Annotated in this window: 20 protein-coding genes; 4 read left to right on the top strand and 16 right to left on the bottom strand. The window is 33.2% G+C overall.

Annotated elements, in window-relative coordinates:
* The first annotated feature begins 4 nt into the window (after nt 1-4).
* On the top strand, nt 5-772 hold the full coding sequence (locus HOO91_12000; protein ID NOU18268.1) for a TIGR00266 family protein: 768 nt from the start codon (nt 5-7) through the stop codon (nt 770-772).
* Between the two features lie 27 nt (nt 773-799).
* Nucleotides 800-1,822: a tRNA 2-selenouridine(34) synthase MnmH gene (mnmH, locus tag HOO91_12005; protein NOU18269.1), complete on the top strand. Its 1,023-nt coding sequence runs from the start codon at nt 800-802 to the stop codon at nt 1,820-1,822.
* Nucleotides 1,823-1,867: 45 nt separating this feature from the next.
* Here the strand turns inward: mnmH and HOO91_12010 are convergent, their stop codons facing one another.
* The 12 genes from HOO91_12010 to HOO91_12065 all read right to left on the bottom strand — a co-directional run bounded on the left by HOO91_12010 (nt 1,868) and on the right by HOO91_12065 (nt 15,260).
* Entirely contained in the window at nt 1,868-2,695 is an 828-nt protein-coding gene (locus HOO91_12010) for a universal stress protein (protein ID NOU18270.1), read from the bottom strand.
* A gap of 120 nt (nt 2,696-2,815) precedes the next feature.
* Nucleotides 2,816-3,814, bottom strand: coding sequence for a polyprenyl synthetase family protein (locus tag HOO91_12015; protein NOU18271.1), 999 nt, complete (start codon nt 3,812-3,814; stop codon nt 2,816-2,818).
* Nucleotides 3,783-6,173 (bottom strand): MMPL family transporter, encoded by a 2,391-nt coding sequence (locus tag HOO91_12020; protein ID NOU18272.1) that lies wholly within the window; start codon nt 6,171-6,173, stop codon nt 3,783-3,785. The genes HOO91_12015 and HOO91_12020 overlap by 32 nt, the downstream gene beginning before the upstream one ends.
* A gap of 402 nt (nt 6,174-6,575) precedes the next feature.
* Nucleotides 6,576-7,448 (bottom strand): ATP synthase F1 subunit gamma, encoded by an 873-nt coding sequence (gene atpG, locus HOO91_12025; protein NOU18273.1) that lies wholly within the window; start codon nt 7,446-7,448, stop codon nt 6,576-6,578.
* Nucleotides 7,449-7,453: 5 nt separating this feature from the next.
* On the bottom strand, nt 7,454-9,037 hold the full coding sequence (locus HOO91_12030; GenBank protein ID NOU18274.1) for a F0F1 ATP synthase subunit alpha: 1,584 nt from the start codon (nt 9,035-9,037) through the stop codon (nt 7,454-7,456).
* Between the two features lie 12 nt (nt 9,038-9,049).
* Nucleotides 9,050-9,601, bottom strand: coding sequence for an ATP synthase F1 subunit delta (gene atpH / locus HOO91_12035; protein ID NOU18275.1), 552 nt, complete (start codon nt 9,599-9,601; stop codon nt 9,050-9,052).
* An 8-nt stretch (nt 9,602-9,609) separates the two neighbouring features.
* Nucleotides 9,610-10,107 (bottom strand): F0F1 ATP synthase subunit B, encoded by a 498-nt coding sequence (gene atpF / locus HOO91_12040; GenBank protein NOU18276.1) that lies wholly within the window; start codon nt 10,105-10,107, stop codon nt 9,610-9,612.
* A gap of 14 nt (nt 10,108-10,121) precedes the next feature.
* On the bottom strand, nt 10,122-10,379 hold the full coding sequence (gene atpE / locus HOO91_12045; protein ID NOU18277.1) for an ATP synthase F0 subunit C: 258 nt from the start codon (nt 10,377-10,379) through the stop codon (nt 10,122-10,124).
* A gap of 24 nt (nt 10,380-10,403) precedes the next feature.
* Nucleotides 10,404-11,531, bottom strand: a complete 1,128-nt coding sequence (gene atpB / locus HOO91_12050; protein NOU18278.1) for a F0F1 ATP synthase subunit A — start codon at nt 11,529-11,531, stop codon at nt 10,404-10,406.
* A gap of 446 nt (nt 11,532-11,977) precedes the next feature.
* Entirely contained in the window at nt 11,978-12,352 is a 375-nt protein-coding gene (locus tag HOO91_12055) for a polymer-forming cytoskeletal protein (protein NOU18279.1), read from the bottom strand.
* A 57-nt stretch (nt 12,353-12,409) separates the two neighbouring features.
* Entirely contained in the window at nt 12,410-13,060 is a 651-nt protein-coding gene (locus tag HOO91_12060; protein NOU18280.1) for a rhomboid family intramembrane serine protease, read from the bottom strand.
* A gap of 19 nt (nt 13,061-13,079) precedes the next feature.
* Complete coding sequence (locus HOO91_12065; GenBank protein NOU18281.1) at nt 13,080-15,260, bottom strand: tetratricopeptide repeat protein; 2,181 nt, start codon at nt 15,258-15,260, stop codon at nt 13,080-13,082.
* A gap of 77 nt (nt 15,261-15,337) precedes the next feature.
* Here HOO91_12065 and HOO91_12070 point away from each other — a divergent pair, with 77 nt between their 5' ends.
* Both HOO91_12070 and HOO91_12075 read left to right on the top strand, forming a co-directional pair.
* Nucleotides 15,338-17,791, top strand: coding sequence for a hypothetical protein (locus HOO91_12070; protein ID NOU18282.1), 2,454 nt, complete (start codon nt 15,338-15,340; stop codon nt 17,789-17,791).
* Nucleotides 17,792-17,807: 16 nt separating this feature from the next.
* Nucleotides 17,808-18,962, top strand: coding sequence for a HAMP domain-containing histidine kinase (locus HOO91_12075; protein NOU18283.1), 1,155 nt, complete (start codon nt 17,808-17,810; stop codon nt 18,960-18,962).
* A 10-nt stretch (nt 18,963-18,972) separates the two neighbouring features.
* On the opposite strand, the gene yidD is transcribed toward HOO91_12075, so the two are convergent.
* From yidD to HOO91_12095, 4 genes are read right to left on the bottom strand one after another with little or no spacing between them, the layout of a single operon-like run.
* Complete coding sequence (gene yidD, locus HOO91_12080) at nt 18,973-19,233, bottom strand: membrane protein insertion efficiency factor YidD (GenBank protein ID NOU18284.1); 261 nt, start codon at nt 19,231-19,233, stop codon at nt 18,973-18,975.
* Nucleotides 19,220-19,606 (bottom strand): ribonuclease P protein component, encoded by a 387-nt coding sequence (gene rnpA, locus HOO91_12085; protein ID NOU18285.1) that lies wholly within the window; start codon nt 19,604-19,606, stop codon nt 19,220-19,222. Before rnpA ends, yidD begins: the two co-directional genes overlap by 14 nt.
* A 28-nt stretch (nt 19,607-19,634) precedes the next feature.
* A complete protein-coding gene (locus HOO91_12090; GenBank protein ID NOU18286.1) occupies nt 19,635-20,387 on the bottom strand; it encodes a uroporphyrinogen-III synthase in 753 nt (250 codons plus the stop codon).
* A gap of 30 nt (nt 20,388-20,417) precedes the next feature.
* Nucleotides 20,418-21,497: a DUF4271 domain-containing protein gene (locus HOO91_12095; GenBank protein NOU18287.1), complete on the bottom strand. Its 1,080-nt coding sequence runs from the start codon at nt 21,495-21,497 to the stop codon at nt 20,418-20,420.
* Nucleotides 21,498-21,506: the final 9 nt, after the last annotated feature.

A 21,506-nucleotide genomic window follows, 5' to 3' on the forward strand; every position in this document is an offset into this window, starting at 1 on the left:
GGAAATGAAATCACATGAAATTGACTATCGGATAATGGGTGAATCCATCCAGCTAGTAGAAGTAGAACTCGATCCAATGGAAACAGTTATTGCTGAGGCGGGTGCTATGGTTTATATGGATGATGGTATTCAATTTGAAGCCAAAATGGGCGATGGTACTGCCCCAAATCAAGGATTCTTTGACAAATTACTTTCGGCAGGTTCAAGGGTATTGGCAGGGGAATCATTATTCATTACCCATTTTACAAATCGTGGGCTAGGCAAAAAAAAGGTTGCATTTTCGGCACCTTACCCTGGAACAGTTATTCCTATTGATTTGTCTCAAATGGGTGGGCAACTTATTGTTCAAAAAGATGGATTTTTATGCGCAGCCATGGGTACTAAAATAACAATGCACTTTAATCGTAAAATTGGATCGGGTCTTGTTGGAGGCGAAGGTTTTATCCTCCAAAAACTTGAGGGCGATGGACGTGCCTTTGTTCATGCTGGCGGAACGGTTATAGAGCGTCAACTAAATAATGAAGTGCTAAGGATTGATACAGGTTGTATTGTTGCTTTCGAGCCTCGAATCGATTTTGATGTTGAGTCAACAGGTAGCCTAAAAAGTATGGTCTTTGGTGGCGAGGGTCTATTTCTTGCCACGCTCCGTGGAACAGGTAAGATTTGGTTACAATCAATGCCAATCAGAAAATTAATTCAGGCAATTTCGCCATACGGCAGAAATTCAGGAAAAGAGAGTAGTTCTGTCCTTGGAAATTTATTTCAGGATTAAACTAATTGTTTAACTTATTTTACTCTAGTGAAAAATATCGGGATTGTTGATTTTTTATCAGAACGAGAGCATACTCCAGTAATTGATGTTCGTTCACCATTGGAATTTACTAAGGGTCACATTCCTGGAGCCTATAATATCCCTTTATTTACCAATGAAGAACGAACAATAGTTGGAACTAAATATGTACAAGAATCTCGTTATAATTCTGTTATCGCAGGGTTAGATTTTGTTGGTCCCAAATTAAGTGGGTTTATCGATAAAGTTTCAGCAATTGCACCAGATAAAAAAGTCTTGGTTTACTGCTGGCGTGGAGGAATGAGGAGTTCTAGTATGTCGTGGCTCTTTAATCTTGCTGGCTTTAACTCAAAGACGCTCATTGGTGGTTATAGATCGTACAGAAGGTATTTAAAAGAATATCTGGCAAAACCGATAAATCTGACTATTCTGGGAGGAATGACTGGCAGCGGAAAGACGGAACTTTTATCACAACTGTCAAAACTTGGTCAACAGGTTATCGATCTTGAGGGATTAGCAAACCATAAAGGCTCTGCCTTTGGGGCTATTGGACAAAAACCACAACCTTCCACTGAGTTTTTTGAGAACCTGCTTTTTGAGGAGATTGCTAAATTAGATCCCAATATTCCCTCTTGGGTTGAAGATGAAAGCAAGAGTATTGGCTCTGTTTTTATTCCCAATGAATTTTTCAGTCAAATGCTCAATAGTCCTGTTATTGCAATTGAACTTCCTACAGAAATTAGAATAGAAAGACTTGCTAAAGATTACACAAATTGTGATCCCGAATTACTTACTGCATCGGTTAATAGAATTACTAAACGGCTGGGTAGTGATAATGCAAGTAGGGCCATCAAAAGCATTCAAGAAGGTCGTTTTGATGAAGCAATTGAGATCACTCTAAAGTATTACGACAAAACTTATCTTTATGGTTTAAGTACTAAAAAAATCAAACCAACCATAGTCCAACTCAACAAGAATGATATTATAATGAACAGTAAGATTTTGATTGAAAAACTGAAGGAATCCCTATAAAGCAAAAAACCCCATTCGCTGGGGTTTTTTTATGTCTTGAAATTTTTACATTGATTGATTTATACACATAACGGGAATCTTCGATTCATTTGCTATAACATACTGTTCTTGAGCTCCAAAGACGTAGTCAGTAAAATCAAGACTTCCAGATGTCATTATCAGAATAAGATCCGCTTCAATATCAAGAGCTAATTTTACAATCTCCTCTTGAAACTTACTTCCTTTTCCTGCACTGTGTATCTCGTATGGAATATTATAACTTTCGAGATGTTTTTTAGCAAAAGCAAGGTTATAATTTACCTTTTTTTGAACCCCTGAATCAAATGCATTAGGCAAAATAATATGAATCTGTGATTTATATTGAATAGATACCTTAATTGCCCATGTCAATTTTTCCTTTTCATCAAAACTAAAGTCAAGGGGCATCACAACATGCTCAAAAACCCGTTTCTCTTTTGGTTCATCCTGCACAACAAGGAAAGGAACACTAGAACCAGCAATAACCTTAAGAGCCCAACTACCAGTAAGTTTCTGAACTCCTTTGATTCCATGAGTTCCCATAATAACAAGATCTGCATTAACCTCAGCAGCATAATCGCTAATTGTATGAAAGATATTTCCTTCCATTACAGCAGTTTTCACCTCAATTCCGTACTGTTCCTTAATTCGGTTATAATCAATTTTTAACTTCTCGGTCGTCTCCTTTTCGGAAAGTCGACCCTTAGCGAATAACCCTCCCGCTTCAACAACATGGATTAGTTCCACCTGAGAAGCCGTTGCCAATGATCCAATTTTAACAGCGTACTTAAGCGCATTCTCGGCTACTGGCGTAAAATCCCAGGGAATTAATAATCGAAGAGTATTATTTTCCATATCTAACAAAGTTTAGCCTATAACATGGATAATTTTACCATATAAAGTTAATAAACTTTATATATTTGATCCTAGAAAAAATCTAAAAACCTTGCTGTTTTGATTATATACAACATATTTTTAACTATTTCTGTTCATAATTTTGCTAGCAATATTTCGCAGGATGTCTTTTCGGCTTGAACTTATATTGACTTTTTCAATTGATTCGATTGCCTTATTATAATAACTTGTTATTAGTAGCTCTGTCTCCTCCTTTACATTAGTTTCATTAAAAATATTAACTACCTCGATAATCTTTGTATGAGGATCGATGTCATTTTGCTGATATAACATCTTTAATTTATCCAATTTCGCTCCTCTGGCATTGCAAAACGCCTTGACTGCTAAAATCGTTTTTTTATTCGCAACAATATCACCACCCTGTTTTTTTCCAAAAACATTGGTGTCTCCATACACATCAAGCAAATCATCTTGTAACTGAAAAGCCATACCTAGATTTAAGCCAAAATCTCCAATTAAAGTAACATCTGAACTCTTTGCTTCTCCAATAATTGCTCCAATTTGTAATGCCCCCTTAAGCAAAACTGCTGTTTTAAGTTCTATCATTTTCGTATACTCCTCAAGAGAAGTATACCTTACATTCTCAAAATCCATATCAACCTGCTGTCCCTCACAGATACCTAAAGAGAAAGAATTAAAAATCTCAATTATTGGAAGAATAAATTTTTGATCTGTTTTCACCAGCAATTTATAGGCAAAAATTGTCATAGCATCACCCGAAAGAATTGCTACACTGCTATTCCATTTTTTATGAATTGTCTCCTTTCCCCTTCTAATATCTGCATTATCCATTATGTCATCATGCACAAGAGTAAAGTTATGAAACATCTCTATTGCAAGAGCAGGATAAATAGCATCATTCAAGGTCTCTTTGAACATATTGCATGAGGAAAGAGTGAGTATAGGTCGAATTCTTTTCCCTCCAGATAATAGCACATATTTGATTGGATCGTACAGGTTGTTTGGCTCTTTAGGAAACTCCATGGTTGTAAGTGCCTTTTCAACCAATTCAGAGAGCTCTTCTACGCTATACATCTTTTTCAATAGTTGGATTATCATTATTATCATCTTCATCCTCAAATCCAGCCGATAATTCAAGTGCGGGCTCATAATCTGGATCTAAGGATGTTGATCTTTCGAACGATAAAAGAATTGATGGTAAAATAAAAAGGTTGCTAAAGAGCGCTATAAGGAGGGTTAATGCAACTAATACACCCAACGACACCGTTCCTCCAAATTTTGAAAGAGAAAATACACCAAATCCAAAAAATAGCACAATTGATGTGTATAGAATACTTATTCCTGTTTCCCTAATTGCATAAATAACGGATGCTTTTATATTATGGGATGTTTTTCGAAGTTCTTGCCGATATTTTGCCAATAGTTGTATCGAGTTGTCAATTGCAATTCCAAATGCAATACTAAAAACTATGACAGTGCTTGGTTTTAGAGCAATACCAATAAATCCCATAGCTGCGGATGTGAGCAAAAGGGGTACCATATTCGTTAAAACAGAAAACATTACTATTCTCCACTTCCTAAACATCCATGCCATAAAAAACGAAATTAGGCAGATGGCTAATGGTAGACTAACGAATAAACTATCAACAAGGTAATCGTATCCTTTTGTAACAACTATGCTTGAACCTGATATATAAACATGTTTAGAATTATCTTTGAAAACGGTATCGATATCCGACCTGATTTTCTGGTTTAGCTGATTCATCCTAATCGTCCCAATATCATCGGCGTTATACATTACTCTAACATATCTTCCCGTTGAGTCAACAAGACGAGCAAACATATCGCTTACACCAATACTCTTGGGAACATAGGATAAAATAAACCCCCACTCAAAAGAACTTGGCAATCGATATCTGTCGGGTTTACCATTATAGTAAGCTTGTGAAGCAAATTTTGCTGCCTCTACAATTGAAACCGGTTTTGATAATTCTGGATAGTTTGAAAGTTTCTTTTGAAGCCTGTCGATTCTAACAAGAACACCAGAAGATAAGTAACCATTAGGCTTTTGTGTATCATAAACTATTTCGAGAGGCATGACACCATTAAAGTTTTTCTCGAAAAATTTTAAATTAACTAATACAGGATGATTTCTCGGGATATCATCAACCATATAGCCGTTATTCTTCAGGAAAGTAACTCCAACAAAACCGGCGCAAATTAATGCTATTGCGATAGCAAAGACAATTTTTCTTCGGTATAAAACAGTTAAAACAATTCTGTTAATATTTCTCTTAACCCCTTTTCGCGAAAGATGCGTTAGATGCTTGTTTTGGGGAGGTGCTATATAGCTAAAAATAATGGGGATGAGCATTAGAGATATTGAATAAACACCCATCACATTTAAAGAAGCAACAATACCAAATTCCTTTAATACCTGAGTATTTGTAATTATGAAAGCACCAAAACCGATTGCAGTAGTTAGATTAGATAGAAAAGTAGCGCTTCCTACCCTTGTAACCACCCTATAAAGTGCTTTCGTTTTATTTCCATGATGTCGATACTCATGGTGATACTTGTTGATTAAAAAGATACAACTCGGGACTCCAATAATTACTAAAAGAGTTGGGATTACCGCAGTTAAAAGGGTTAAATCGAATCCAAAAAGCGAAAGCGTTCCAAGAGACCAAATAACACCAATTCCTACAACAAGAAGCGATATAAGCACAACTCTAATGGAGCGAAATAAAAATAAGAGTATTATTGAAACTACTAGCACAGCAAGAACGACGAATAGATACATTTCTCCTTTAATCATTTCACCAACTTTCACTCGAATGTATGGTAGTCCAGAGTAGTAGAGTTTATTGGTCGTATTTACTTCATAAACCTTACAAACATTAACAATGTTATTAACCAAACCAACCCGTTCCTTTTTTGTAATTAGCTCCCTATTAAGGGTCACTAGCATCAGATAGGTCTTGGTAGAATCATTATACAGCAAGTTTTTATAAAAAGTCAACGATCTGGTAATAGCAGATAATGAATCAAGTTCTTGTGCTGAATATGATTTTTTTCCAAATATTTTTTCTGGTATAAACTTTTTGCTTAAAGTGTCTTTTACCAAATTAAGAGCATCGACCAAGGAAAATACCTGTTCTACACCATTAACAGTTCTAAGATCTTCCTCTAATTTGTTCCAGTTTTGAAAATTCTTTAATGAAAAAAAAGAAGTGTCTTGTACCCCAATTATCATAATGTTTTCACCCTTACCGAATTTTTTGGAAAATTCGATACTCCTAATAAGCACTGAATCCTCTTTTGGTAATAGCGGAGTGGGTTTGTATGATAACTCAACAAATGTTGCTTTATAGGCCATAAAGCATGTGAAAACTCCCAGAAAAATAAGAATAAACAGTTTGTACCTTAAAATTGTCCTTGCTAAAAATTGAAACATTTGAAGTTTATTTAGTGATAAAAAAATAAAATCATTTTAACGGACTAAGATAGCTCTTTTAGATACTTTATCAAACTACTAATTTATCATTCACAAATCTATTTCATTGTCTTTCTTCAATATACAAAACAGCATCCCTAAAAATTCCACACCATTTTAAAATTTTTCTTTGACTCTCTTTGAACGATATTACACAAGTTTCTAATTATTAAGTGTTTATTGCTAAATGATATATTTTGGGGAATTTAATTGGTTTTGTTGATAAATAGAAGAACCGATCAATCTGTATTTATCTATATATAATGCGAATAACCAGTCATTAGTTGCTAATAACTTACAACTTGTGTAAAATATAAAGTTGGGTTTATGACCGGGAGTAGCAAAACTACGAATTACGTTTAACTATCCCTTTAGTGCGTTTGCTCCAGAAACAATCTCAAGAATTTCTTTGGTAATAGCAGCTTGCCGCTCTTTGTTGTATTGAAGAGTTAAATCTTTAAGAAGATCTGTTGCGTTATCTGTCGCCTGATGCATAGCAGTCATACGTGCGCCATGTTCTGCGGTGGTGCTTTCTAAAATAGCTGCATGAATTTTATATAGTAAAAACTTAGGTAGTGTTTTTTGAATGAATATTTCTGGGTTTGGCTCAATAATAATATCAGCATTACTCGAATTATCTTTTGTTTCTAAAGCATAGGGAAGAAAACCTGATATTGTCTGAATTTGAACTGCGGCATTTTTAAATGAATTAAAAACGAACTCTACCATGTCAAGATCTCGTTTTAAAAACAATTCTGATAACTCTTCAAATATTTTTTTTGTTAATAAAATATTTGGTTTATCAACTGCTGCTGAGCTTAAAGGTTTAACTTCTAGCCCTTTTTTCGATAAAATATCTGTAGCTTTCTTCCCTATACAAAATATGTGAATTTTTGCTTTAGGGTATTTAATAGATAACTGGTAATGAGCCTCTGCGGTTTTTTTTATTACATTTTGATTGAACGATCCGCACATACTACCGTTTGATGATATTACAACCAGGCCTATATTTGAAATATCTTTCCGGATTTCACAATATTTATTGTTACAATTACCATTATTCGCAATAACAAACTCTAAGGAAGACCTATAATGATCATAGAATGGCTTATACTTTATAAGTACATCCTGCGCCTTTTTGAATTTAGAGGCAGAAACCATCTTCATCGCACTAGTAATCTTTCTGGTGGACGTTACTGATGAAATCCTAGTTCTAATCTCCTTAAGGTTTCCCATAAATACTATTTACTTAAATATTTCTTTGCAACATCTTCAGCAACTGCGGTAAAAACAGAAGCGGTATTATCATCAAAATCACCTTTTGCAACTTTTGCTAATAAATCTTTGTGCTTTAGCTGAATTAGTTCTAGGTAATCTTTTTCGAATTCTCTAACCTTATCTTTATGAATATTCTTCAAAAGACCTTTAACACCACAGAAAAGTATTGCCACCTGTTGTTCAACGGGAACTGGCTTATATTGCCCTTGTTTCAGTATCTCAACATTTTTCGAACCTTTATCAAGAACGGCAAGGGTTGCTGGATCGAGATCTGAACCAAATTTTGCAAAAGCCTCAAGTTCTCGATATTGAGCCTGATCAAGTTTTAATGTTCCTGCAACCTTTTTCATCGATTTTATTTGAGCCTTTCCGCCAACTCGAGAGACAGATATACCAACATTGATAGCGGGTCTCACACCACTATTGAAGAGGTTGGTCTCCAAGAATATTTGTCCATCAGTAATAGATATAACATTGGTTGGAATGTAGGCAGAAACGTCTCCCGCTTGAGTTTCAATTATTGGCAAGGCTGTTAATGATCCACCACCCTTAACAAGATGTTTAATTGATTCTGGTAAATCATTCATCTGCCGTGCAACATCATCGGAAGCAATAATCTTAGCAGCACGTTCTAGCAATCTTGAGTGAAGGTAGAAAACGTCCCCAGGAAATGCCTCACGTCCTGGCGGTCTACGAAGTAGTAAAGACACTTCACGGTATGAAACCGCTTGTTTTGATAAATCATCATATATAATTAATGCTGGTCTTCCCGTATCGCGGAAAAATTCGCCGATTGCTGCTCCGGCAAAAGGAGAATAGAATTGTTGTGCTGCAGGATCTGATGCCGTTGCTGCTACAATAACGGTATACTCCATTGCTCCATGCTCCTCAAGGGTTTTAACAATTCCGGCTATTGTAGATCCTTTTTGACCTGTGGCAACATAAATACAATAAACTGGTTCTCCTTTTTCAAAAAAGGAACGTTGGTTAATAATTGTATCTATTGCAATAGCTGTTTTTCCGGTTTGTCTATCACCAATAATAAGCTCTCGTTGTCCTCTTCCAATTGGAATCATAGCATCAATTGCCTTAATACCCGTTTGAAGTGGTTCGGTTACTGGCTGTCTGTAAATAACCCCGGGTGCTTTTCTCTCAAGAGGCAACTCATAGGTTTCTCCCTTAATTGGTCCCTTGCCATCAATGGGTTCACCAAGTGTGTTAATAACCCTTCCAAGCATCCCCTCGCCTACTTTAATTGAGGCTATTCTTCCTGTTCGTTTTACTCGATGACCCTCTTTAACTAATTCTGAAGGTCCAAGCAATACAGCACCAACATTATCTTCTTCAAGGTTAAGAACAATGCCCATTACTCCTGTTTCAAACTCTATCAATTCGTTTGATCGAACGTGATCTAGTCCAAAAATTCGAGCGATTCCGTCTCCAACCTGTAAAACACTCCCTATTTCTTCAAAATCTACCTGTTGCTTAACTCCAGCAAGTTCATTCCTGAGTAATTCAGATATTTCCGAAGGCTTAATTTCTGCCATAATCTCAATATTTTAAAGTACTTTTTGATTTTGGACCAGTGCTTTTTCTACTTTCGCAAGTTGTCCTGAAATGCTTAAATCAATTAGTAATCCTTCTACTTCAACAATAAAACCTCCAATCAAACTTGGTTTTTGCCTGACTTCAAGTTCTGGTGTTTTATTAAATTTTTTGTTTACGTATGCTAAAATATTCTTTTTTGTTTCTTCTTCTAATTCCGAGGGCGTTTCAATTATAACCCTTATTAATCCTACTTTCTCTCTATATATTTTCCGAAATACAAGTAGTGCATTTACAATATACGATTCCCTTCTTTTTTTAACCATTAGGATAATAAAAGATAAAAGAAGAGGATGTACATTATTGGTTAAAATGCTATTAATTATTCTTTCTTTCTCGCTGGGCAGAATAACGGGATTATGGAGTACTGTGTAAAACTCCGATGAAGAATCAATAATTTGTGACACGGCATAGGAGTGCTCATAAACAGCTTTTGCCGTGTTCTCTGCATTGGCTAAATCATAAAGAGCCTTTGCGTATCTAACTGAAATTCGCCCTGCGTTCATTTTTGTTTCTAGTTTTTGCTGGATATCTCGCTAAGCAAATCCTTAAAGTACCCAATCTGCTTATCCTTATCCGAAAATTCTTTCCGAAGGATCTTTTCAGTTATCTCAAGAGCAAGTTTAGAGACCATTTGAGCAAGCTCCTTCTGTGCATTTTCTCTTTCCTGGATGATCAGCATTTTTGATTTCTCAATAATTTTCTGCGCTTCAGCCTGAGCCTGTGCTTTTGCCTCCTCAACGATTTTATCCCGAAGGGATTTCGCTTCTTTCAAAGCTAACTCTCTCTCTGCTCTTGCTTTTTCAGCAAGTTCTTCGTTGTATTCCTGAAGTTTTTTTATTTCATTTCTTGCCTCTTCGGCCTGTCTTAAGGATTTCGAAATAGTTTCTTCCCTACTTTTCAACCCTTCCATAATAGGTTTCCATGCAAACTTCTTAAGCACGAAAAGAACCAATCCGAATGAAATTAACATCCAGACCAATAGCCCATAATCAGGAGTAATCAGTCCCATAGGAATAATTTTTTTTATAAGAAAAGGACTAGCGCACAGATAATGATTGCAAAGAAAGCAACCCCCTCAATAAGAGCAGCAGAAACAATCATGTTGGAACGAATATCGCCTACTGCTTCTGGTTGACGAGCAATTGATTTTAGCGCAGATGAACCAATATTACCAATTCCAATACCTGCTGCTAATGCTGCGATACCTGCACCTAATGCTGCACCTAATTTTGCTATCGAGGCATTTGCAGCAACTTGAAGAATAATAAGTAAAGTAGTCATATAACTAGTTTTTATGTTAAATAATTAATGATGCTCTTGTGTTGCCATTCCAAAGTAAATAGCCGATAATAATGTAAAGACATATGCTTGAATTAATGCAACAAGAAGCTCAAGCAATGTCATAAAAAATGCAAAAGAAACACTTATAATAGAAATACCATAACCAGCCCAAATATTAAGAGCTCCAAAAATAAATATTAAACTAAAGAAAACAATTGCAACCATATGACCAGCAAGAATGTTTGCAAAAAGTCGTATCATAAGGACAATTGGCTTAGTAAACAATCCGGTAAATTCTACAACTGGCATAATGGGTATTGGGAATTTCAGAAACCAAGGAACTCCGGGTGCATTTATCACCTCTTTCCAGTAATGCTTGTTTCCATTAAATGTTGTAATTGCAAATGTGAAAAGAGCGAGAACCATTGTAACAGCAATGTTACCTGTTACATTCGCACCACCAGGAAAGATTGGAATTAACCCAAGCATATTGTTAAACCAAATAAAAAAGAAAACGGAGAGCAAAAATGGCATAAAGCGCTGGTAATGCTTTTCTCCAATTGATGGAAGTGCGATATCGTTTTTAATGAAAAGAATTATCGGTTCAAAAAAGTTTTGAATCCCTGTTGGTGCTTTATCTGCCCCGTTTTTATATTTTCTGGCAATACTAATAAAAACCCAACAAAGAAGCCCAGATGCTAAAAATATGGAAAAGACCAATTTAGTAATTGAGAAATTTAATGGTAAAGGATTTTCTTCAAGTATCTTACCGGTTGAATTCAACTCTACAATTTTTCCCTTATACTTTCCCTCTTCTTCCCATTTGAAACCATTATAAGTCTCTTTCCCATGATGAAACTTGCTTGAAAAAAATATATTTAACCCCTTTTGTTTACTATATAGTATAATGGGTAAAGGAATTGAAACATGATGCTCTCCAATTGTAACAATATGCCACTCATAGGAATCACCAATGTGTTCAAAAATGAAATCAACAGTGTTGAATTTCTTTTTCCCGCCCTCTGCGTTGTTGCTTGTTTGTTCTTCTCCCCCTTTTGATGCAAAAACTTCATTACAATTACCAAAACTGGTAATTGCAAACAAAAAAAGGCCTATTAAAATGCTCCTTTTCACATTGAAAAAATTTCGCATAAAGTTATTATGTTTTTGCTTGAGTGGTTTCGCTTTTCTTATTTTTCTTAAAATAATTGAGAATCTCAATTATTTCTTGAGTCAAAAAGATCAAGTAAACGACCAAAAAAGATGAAAGAAAGGGGATTGCCTGATCTTTATTGAAAAAAAGAAAAACTAACATGAATACAATACTTCCAAGCAATTTTAGTGTTGTAAACAATAAATGTCTATTCGAAAATTTTAAAAGGGTTAAATCCTGCGCCTTAAAAAGTGATTTAAAAATAAGGGTGTTAATGACACCAAAAATAAGGGGTAAAAAAAAGTATATAATAAGGAGCTTCTCCGGGAAGAAAATCTTAAATATTGAAACGCATAAAATAGTAGTAATCAATACCACCATTATCGTTCTAAAAATAAATTGTTTAAATGACATTCCCCGTTTAATATCTTATTTTCATTAAAAACTACTCCATTAATTTCTCGTTGTCGTTTGTCATATTACAGTAACCGGTAAATTTTGATCCCGGTTCAATGGCTAATTTACTTGTAGTAATATCACCTATCATTTTTGCTGTTGCTTTCAGGGATAAAAGTTCTGCAACAGTAATCTTTCCTTCAATAATTCCAGAAATATCTGAGTTTTTACAGTTTATTTCCCCTTTTATTCTTCCAGTCTCGCCCACCACTACTTTACCTTTAGATGTAATATTACCACAAAGGGTTCCATCAATCCTCAAATCACCGCTACACATAATATCTCCAGTAATTTCTGTTCCTTGTCCAATTAAATTAATATTATTGGATGTCATTTCATTTTCATTATACTTTGCCATTTTTATCGGATTAAGTTGTTAATTTTAATTAGTTGTTGGGAGCAAATATAGAAAAAGGATTGTTTATTCGAGCGATTTCACTGTTAAATCCTCGGGGTTATCATCGTCATTGACATCTTCCTCTTTTTCCCATGACCATTCAATCGGCTTTGGACCATCTTTTCGATAAATGAATGCTGCCAGAAAACCACTAATACTACCGAAAAAATGGTATTCCCAGGATATTTGTGGGAAAAAAGGGAAAACACCCCAAACCAATCCCCCATATAAAAAAATTACAAGGAGGGAGATCGATGCTAAGCGATAATCCTTTCTTATCGCCCCGCTAAGAAAAAGAAATGATGCTATTCCATATATCAATCCACTTGCTCCGATATGATAACTCTCTCTTGCAACAGCCCAAACACACAAACCGCTTACAAACCAAATTATACCAATTACCTTATAAGCCAATTCTCTATAAAAATAGATTATGCCAGTTCCCAAAATTAATATCGGAACACTATTTGACATAAGGTGGTTAAAGTCTGAATGCAATAGAGGTGAAAATATTATGCCCAATAAACCATTAATCTCTCTTGGGAATACTCCAAATACAAATAAATCTAGTCGTTCACTAAAATCAACTAGTTTTATTAACCACAATAGAAGGACAAACAGCAATGGTAAAACAAAACTATATCTGAGTTTTTTTATTTCTTCGGATTTTTCCATTATAAAAACATACTGGATATTAAATATTTATACCCCAAACCAATACATCATCTATTTGTTCATTTTCTCCTCTCCACCACTCAAACTGTTTTTCAGTTTCTTCTAGTTGAGTATCCGCGGTTAAATTGTTTATTTTAACTAGAAATTCGAGAAAGCGAGTTCTCATAAATTTTTTATGATTTTCTCCCCCAAACTGATCGATATAACCATCCGTTGATAAATATAGCCAACTATTGGGTCTAAGTGTAAACCGATGAACTCTAAACTCCTTATTAAATAATCGATTAGATGTACCAAGTGATGCATAGTTGGGCTTTATCTCTGATACTTCTCCATCGTTAACAATAAACAATGGAATTAGCGCACCTGAATAAGTTACCTCTCTTGTTCTTTTATTAATGATACATAATGCGATATCCATACTATCCTTAAGAATAAGTTCCTCTTTTCCCTTCCTGAGTTTCTCTCTCAACTCGTTATTTAAAAAGGACAGTATCTTATCAGTTTCTTCACAACCTTGCTGTTTTACTATTTGGTTAAGTAAATCCATGCCTATAATGCTCATAAAAGCGCCCGGGACACCATGTCCAGTACAATCCGCAAGTGCAATAAAAATCTTATCTTCTCTTTCTGTATACCAATAAAAATCACCACTTACAATATCCTTGGGTTTGTAAAAAATAAATGTTTCTTTAAAAATACATTTTAAAATAGCCGTGTCTGGTAAAATGGATTTTTGTATTTGTTCTGCATATTTTATACTATCAGTAATTTTTCCAATATAATTTTCGATTATTTGATATGCTTCTTCTAGGTTTCTATTCTTTAATTCAATATTTTTTCTTTGTTGTTCGATTTTCTCCTTTTGAAATTCAATCTCGTCTTTCTGTTCGGATAGTAATTTATTTGCTCTTCTTTTTAAAATTAGAGCAAGGTAAACAACTAGGATTAGAATCATACTTAGAAATAGTCCTAAGATTAGAGAGTAGTTAAAATATTTTTGCCGTTTATACTCTTTTTCATTAATCTCTTGTTTTTGCTTTAAAATTTGATTCTCCTTTTCTATCTTCTCTGTTTCAAAAACAGCTTGAATGGTCGCAATGTGATTGGCGTTTTTTTCGCTGAGTATACTATCTTTATAAGTAGTTGATAATTTATAATATTGCAATGATGTTTTAAAGTTATTCTTCTCCGAACAAATTACACTTAATGCCTCATATGCAAGTTGTAAATGAGACCTACTATTTATTTCAAGAGAAACTTTTATTCCCTGATTAATACACTGTTCTGCCTCATCATATTTTTTAAGTTTTACAAGGGATCTCCCAAGATTAATATAGCTTTCGGCAATAAATTTTTTATCTCCAATTTTTTTGTTGATCGTTGCTGCTTCGGAAAAATATTTATATGCGGTTTTTGGAAAATCCGTATAAAGCAAAACCTTGCCAATGCCATTTAAGCAGATGGCTGTTCCTTTTTCATTATTAAGCTGTTTATTAATTTCTAGAGATCTAAAATAGTATTCTTTTGCTTTTTCGTAATTGCCAGATAATTCATAAACCTCTCCGATATTGTTTAAATTTATTGTTTGTCCAAGCAAGTTTCTTTGCAGCTGAGACAATTTCAATGCATTACTGAAATACAAAAGTGCCTCACTAAATTTACTACTATATGAATATATATTACCTAGGCTATTTTCCGACACAGAAATACTAAAAGTATCCTTTATTTCTTCTGCAATTTTAAGTGCCTTAAGATGGTATTCTGCAGCTAGTGAATTATCATCCAGTCTCCTGTAAACAACTCCAATATTATTTAACGTTAAAGCAAGTTGATTCCTATTGTTAACCTCTTCGGCCAAACGATATGCTTCTTTATGCCGCAAAAGAGCATCCGAATACCTTGATAAATTGCGATAAAGAACACCGATTTCGTTGTTTGTTCTTATTACTAATAGTGGCTTACCACAATCTTCTGCTAATTTTTTTGCTTTGAGTAAAATTTTTTCTGCTTCTTTGCTATCTTTCTCTTTTTGATAGTAATAACTTGCGATTTTGATGTATAATTCAATTTTAGAGGTTGTATCTTGGCTATACTGAATCTTTAAAAACAAAGAATCAATATTCTGTCCAATGTTTGTTTTTAAAATAAAACAAGTGAAAATCAATAAAATGGTTAATATTTTTGCTATTTTACTCATAATAGATTCCTACAACATTGAAAAATAATAAAAATGGTTTCCGATAAATATTCAGGAGAAATAAAACTAAAAAAGGTATGAAGAAGGTTTTCATCGGCTTGTTAATTCTAATTTTAACCTTAGGTCTTTCTATAGCATTTATTTTTATTGCTTTTGAGGATCGTATTGTTGAAAAATTTAAAAAACAAATTATAGATAAAACTGACATCAACATTAATTTCTCAAAAGTTCATCTCTCTCTATTTAAGAACTTTCCATATTGTTCATTCGTCCTTAATGATGCTTATGTGCTATATACTTCTAATGAACATTCGGATACGCTTATTACTTCTAAAAAAGTAAGCTTCAAAATTAACACAATTAACCTATTTCGTAGTATTTATGAATTTTCCGAAATTGAATTTTCTGATGGAACAATAAACATTAAAAGCGAAAAAGTAAGTTTACTTTTCCAAAATAAGGATTCCAATAAATCTTCAAATTCGTATATAATTAAAACCGAAAGAATTAAAATTATACATTGTTTGGTCAAATATTCTTGCGGAAAAAACATCACCCTTTCATTTCATCTTCGGAATATTGTCGGCTCTGGCACATTTTTTCCAAACGCTTTTGATATAAGACTTAACTGCAATGTTGATAGTTTAGCTTGTCGTTTCAACAATTACAGTTTCAAAAATACAACTCCCGTTTTTATCTCTACAAAGGTAAAGGAAAAAAACGATGTCCTTTTTTCAGAAACCGGGTTAATAAATCTTAAAACCATTAAACTTGGTTTTGCTTTTAATTATTCTTTTAAAAACGACTCTCTTCAGGTATCACTATCATCTCAAAGTATCTCATTCAAAGAATTAAAAAGAAACATCCAGCGAGATATCCTTCCTTTCGTTAATAAAGGGGATTTTTCGTTTGAGTCTTACTATGGTGCAAATTTCAACGATTTCAATTCTCAGAAACTTACTGTTAGATATAAACTTAAAAACCTGTCGTTTTCGTTTGATAAAAACATTTTCCTTTCCAATCTCAATGGAACATCATTTTTTCTAAATAATTTCAAAAAAAATATCTCCGATATCAGCAATTTCTCAATCAACTATTCGGGATTAAGTTTTTCTGGTGATGCAAGAATTGTAAATTTCCCAAAACCACATATACTAATTAATTCAAAAGTATATAAAACAAAAGATCTTTATATAAATAAAGATCTTATAATTAAAGGTACTATTAAAGGTGATTTAAAACTATTAGCTAATATAAGCGATATATATAAATTGAATTATAATACATTAACAATAATTAAACTTTACTCTGCTATTAATATGTCGGATCTTACAATTGATAAATTCGACATTATTAAAAAACTAGCAGGAGACATTCGCCTAGATGAAAATAGGCTAACATTTACAGGAGGTGGAAAATTGTTAAGTTCTTCATTTATAGGTAGTTTAGAGATTCCTGATTTCCTGAATGTATTAATACACAAAAAGAATCCTTCGCCGGTGATTTCAGTTGAAGTAGATCGAATAAACCTAGATTCAATTCTTTCAATTAACAAAAATAGTACATCTGCCAAATACCCAAATAATTATCATTTAAGCACTAAAATAAAAAAACTAATTTATAGAGGCTCTGAAGTTAATAACTTGTCATTGTGTGTAAATTATAAGAACCCGAAATTCACTTGCGATAGATTTTCAATGAATGCCTTTTCAGGTAATCTAACTGGAAATTTTTCATCCTCTATTAATGAAGACACAAAAATTTCTGTCTTATTTGAAAACATTGATATTAATCGTCTCTTTATAACCTTCAATAATTTTGATCAACAGGTAGTAACGAGTGAAAATATTAGCGGGAGTTTATCAGGAAAAGCGAATATTGCCTACAAATTAGAAAAAACAGGCGTAATAAATTCTTCTTCTATTAAGTTATCATCAAATTTGATAGTTGAAAACGGGAAACTACGGAATTTAAATCAATTCGAAAAATTGTCGAAATTTCTTAATCTAGAAGAGGTGGAATCAGTTAATTTTAAAACACTTGAAAACAAAATTAACATTGAGGACGGGATAGTTACAATTCCATCAATGAGAATTTCTTCAAATGCATTAGATTTTGATCTTGCAGGAAAGCATTATTTTAGTGGAGATTTTAACTATTTGGTGAAGATTAATTTAAAAGAAATTTTAACCAAAAAATATCTAAAAAACAATAAATATAATTCAGGTTATGAGAGTGATAATCATAATGGCTTAAACTTGTTTTTTAGGTTGATAGGTAGCAGCGATAACTATAATTTTATTCTTGATAAAAAAAACTCGTTCTTAGAGTTAACAAATAGCATTAAAGAAGACGGGCCTTCATTTAAAAGCATGATTAAGGAGGAGTTTAAAAAATCTAAAAAAGACAAATCATTTAAAGATTCAATTGGTTTAGAAATCATAAATAAAATTGACTCTGTTGGCAATAAAAACAAAAAAGTTCCATTTAAAATTGAATGGGACGAAATAGATTCAACTAAAATATTTTAACATCAACAATCAACATATGGATATTCAGCATAATAAACTTCAATGGAATTTTATAATAATTTTAATTGCTGTGTTAATCTTTTCTTCTCTTATTTTCACCAATTCCTTAGTAAAGGAATTGTCAAATGAGGAGAGAAAAAAAATTGAATTATGGGCAGAGGGGATGAAACAACTCTCCAATATCGAAAACACCAATAAAGACATAACTTTTATTTTTGAAGTTATTCAGAATAATACAACTGTTCCTGTTATCCTAACAGATGAAAAAGATAGTATCCTCTCCTGCAGAAACTTCTCGTTCCCAAAGAATGATTCACCGGAAAACGTAAGAGCGATTCTGAACAAAATGAGAAATTCGCATGAACCAATTCTTGTAACCCTACTTGATGGGAAAAAAAACTATATCTACTATAAGGACAGTACCACGTTAGTGCGGTTGACATACTACCCATACGTTCTTATCTCTATTATAATTGTTTTTTTAATTATCACATATTTTGCTTTTAGTCAAGCAAGAAGAGCCGAACAGAACAGGATTTGGATTGGTTTGGCAAAGGAAACGGCACATCAACTTGGAACTCCAACTTCCTCTTTACTTGCTTGTTTAGATATGCTTAAAGAAGGATCACAGAATCAGGCAATTGCTATCGAATTGGAAAAAGATATTTTTCGATTAGAAAAAATCGCTGACCGTTTCTCGAAAATTGGATCTATTCCTTCTTTGGAACAAAAAAACATTATAGAAATTATCAATATATCAACCGATTACCTAAAAAATAGAGTATCCAATCGAATTAAATTTACTCGTCTTTATGACGAAAAAGAAAGTGTATTTATTCCTATCAATGCTATCTTAGTAGAATGGGTAATAGAAAACATTGTAAGAAATGCTGTTGATGCTATACAGGGGAATGGTGAAATAGTTTTTAGCATTCACGATCATATTCAAGTTGTATATATCGACATTAGTGATAACGGAAAAGGTATTCCAAAATCGAAATATAAAAAAATCTTTGAGCCAGGCTATACCACAAAATCTAGGGGATGGGGACTTGGTTTAACACTATCAAAAAGAATTATTGAGGAATACCATAATGGAAAGATTTTTATCAATTATTCTGAAATCAACAAGGGTACCTCCTTCAGGATTGTTTTACCGAAAAACAGATAATGATTTTATCCTATGGTACAGGATCATAACCATGTCCGCCCCAAGGGTGGCAGCGCATTAATCGTTTTACCGTAAGCCAAACTCCTCGAAACAAACCATGCTTCTTAAATGCTTCAATTGAATATGAAGAACAGGTTGGGGTAAATCTGCAACTGCTCGGGAAAAAAGGGGAGATAGTTATTTGATAAATCTTGATCAAAACAATTGGTATAAATACAATTGCTTTTGATATGATTAATAGCGGTTTATACTTTGATCTATTCAATGCCATCAATATGATTTGATAAATATAAAATCTGCTTAACTACAAGATTCTCGATTTCTTTATAATCAATAATTACTTTTGATACATAAATAAAGGCAATATAAATACCCAACCCCTTCCCTTCCAATGACTTCTTTATATGAAACGAATTCTTTCTAAAGGCTTCTTTTATTCTGCGTTTTATTAAATTTCTATCAACGGCTCTTTTAAAATTTCGTTTCGAAACGCTTATTAATACTTTATAGTCCCCTTCCTTAAGCGGATATGTTAAATATAAAATCTTTATTGGGTAAATAAAATGAGATGCTCCTTCCTTAAAAAGAGTTTCTATTTCCCTTTCGATATATAGTCTATTATTTTTTCTATGAAAGAGTCTCATGATATGAAAAAAGGGGCTTTAACCCCTTTTACTTGTTGTCTTTATTATGTTTTTTTATGAACTCCTCAAGGGCTTGAGTCATGCTTGGACAAGTAGGTGTTGGTGCGTGAACATCCAATCTAAGCCCACCCTCTTTTACAGCCTTTGCCGTTGTTGGTCCAAATGCAGCAACCTTAACCTCTCCCTGTACGAAATTTGGAAAATTATCAAATAATGATTTAATCTCATTCGGGCTATAAAATACAAGCATATCATAAGACATCTGCTCAATATCTGATAAGTTACTACTAATTGTCTTATATAGAATAACTTTATTGTATTTGAGTTTCGCTTTATCCAGTGTTTTGGGAATTTCAGGCTTATGAACATCAGAAAGAGGAACTAAAAATTTTTCCTCTCTGTGCTTAAGAATAACTTCCATTAAATCCTGAAAAGTATTATTCCCATAAAAGATTTTTCTTTTACGATACACAATATATTTCTGTAAATATAAAGCAACGGATTCTGTAATACAGAAATACTTCATCGTTTCAGGAACAGCAATTCTCATTTCCTCACTAATACGAAAAAAATGATCAATTGCTGTTTTGCTCGTAAAGATAACAGCCGTATGCTCTAAGATATCTATTTTTTGCTGCCTAAACTCTTTTGCAGCAACACCCTCAATTGTGATAAATGGCCTAAAGTCAAATTTTAAGCTGTGCTTTTGAGCCAACTCCCAATATGGTGATTTTTCGCTCTGTGGTTCAGGCTGAGAAACTAGGATTTTCTTGATTTTCAAGGCACCTTTTTTTAATTCTATACCACTTATTTATCTAGAATTAACCTCTTTCCACACTATAAAAAGAGGTGCTAATTCAAGCGCACAAAGGTACAAAATGAAATAGAATATTGAAAATCCAGCCTTAACAAATACTTTAAACATTCTTATAACTCTCGTAATCAATATAATAGAAGTTATTAAAATTGCTAAATAGAATAAAAACAGGGTAACAAAACCTGTTGTATAGCTAATAAAAAACACTAGGGGTAGCAGAAAAACACCAAGAGTTCTTGTATATAAAGAAGAATTACTATACAAATCGTTAAAAAAATTATTCTGATTCGAAAATAGAGCAGAGATTTTATAGATAATCTTTCTAAAAACCCTTAATGCCAGTAAAAAAGCACAGAAAGTCAGAAATATCAAATAATCAAATCTATTCGATGGGGTATAAATTTCGAATTTTCTCACAATCATATCCACAAGTAAAGAGAAAGAGATAATAAAAAGAAAGTCCAGAAAAAAAGTCAATCGTTGGAAAAGAGTATTTCTTTCTTTTAGATATTTTGATGACGAGAATATATAGATAGTGCTCTCGATTAGTTGCCCTAAATATTTCCTGTAAAATGTTATAATTGAAGCAATAATAAACATTCCAAGTAACAATGGAATAAAAGCCCAATCATGGAGGTTCGGATTTTTCTCTTTGATGCTAATCTCTTTCAAGGATGAAGAATGAACTTCTTTATTTTCAATTAAAATAGGACGAAAAAAACGCTTATGGTAACTCTTAACTATATAACAAACTTCATCTTGAGAAGAATTAGATCCCACAAAACAATCAAATGACGCTACTGTTGATCTGGGATGTGTATCTGTTTTACAAAATTCGGGAAGGCCTCTTATTGTGTCAGTATTACCAATTAGAAAACTCTTATCATGCTGCATGTTTTCTTTTACAATACCTGATTTGTTTAACTTTAAATCTAAGGAATTCTGAGAATTTTCTTGTATCGGGCTTACTATTATTTCCGTTTTTACAAATATGGTATCAAATGTTGATTTAGGCGTCAACCTTATGGTGTCGGTGTTTGATAAGAAATCGGTTTTATTTTCGGGGGTTAGCATCTGGAATAA

It is taken from the genome of Bacteroidales bacterium (genome assembly GCA_013141385.1).
Classification (GTDB): domain Bacteria; phylum Bacteroidota; class Bacteroidia; order Bacteroidales; family Tenuifilaceae; genus UBA8529.